The sequence below is a fragment of the Micromonospora sp. PLK6-60 genome, assembly GCF_019890675.1.
In the GTDB taxonomy this organism is placed as follows: domain Bacteria; phylum Actinomycetota; class Actinomycetes; order Mycobacteriales; family Micromonosporaceae; genus Micromonospora.
Genome location: NZ_JAIOAA010000048.1, coordinates 1 through 371, shown reverse-complemented (window position 1 = coordinate 371; position 371 = coordinate 1). Strand labels below are relative to the sequence as shown.

Below are 371 nucleotides of genomic sequence, written 5' to 3'. Positions count from 1 at the left end.
GTGCAGGGCACCACCAGTCGTGACGACAACAGCGAGGCGTTCGACACCCACCCGTCCTGCCGCGGCGACTTCGTCGGCCGGACGGCCCAGCCGGCGCTGAACACCGTCATCGCCGGTGACGCGGCACCGATGAAGTTCAAGCTCGCCAGCAACCGGGGCCTGGACATCCTGGCCAGCAACTCGCCGTACTCCCGCCTGGTCGACTGCGACACCCTGCGCACCGTCAACCCGGACGGCTCCATCACCCCCCGCCCGACCCCCGTCGCCGCCCGCAGCCCCGGCGGATCGAGCATGAGCGTCAACGCCAACGGCCAGTACAACTACGTGTGGAAGACCGACCCCGCCTGGGCCGGCACCTGCCGCGAGTTCGT

1 protein-coding gene is annotated in these 371 nt (G+C 70.4%); it reads left to right on the top strand.

Annotated features, from left to right (window positions below; genetic code table 11):
- Positions 1-371, top strand: a 371-nt coding sequence (locus tag K7640_RS29810) for a PxKF domain-containing protein (RefSeq protein ID WP_222958279.1), incomplete at both ends; no start/stop codon positions are given.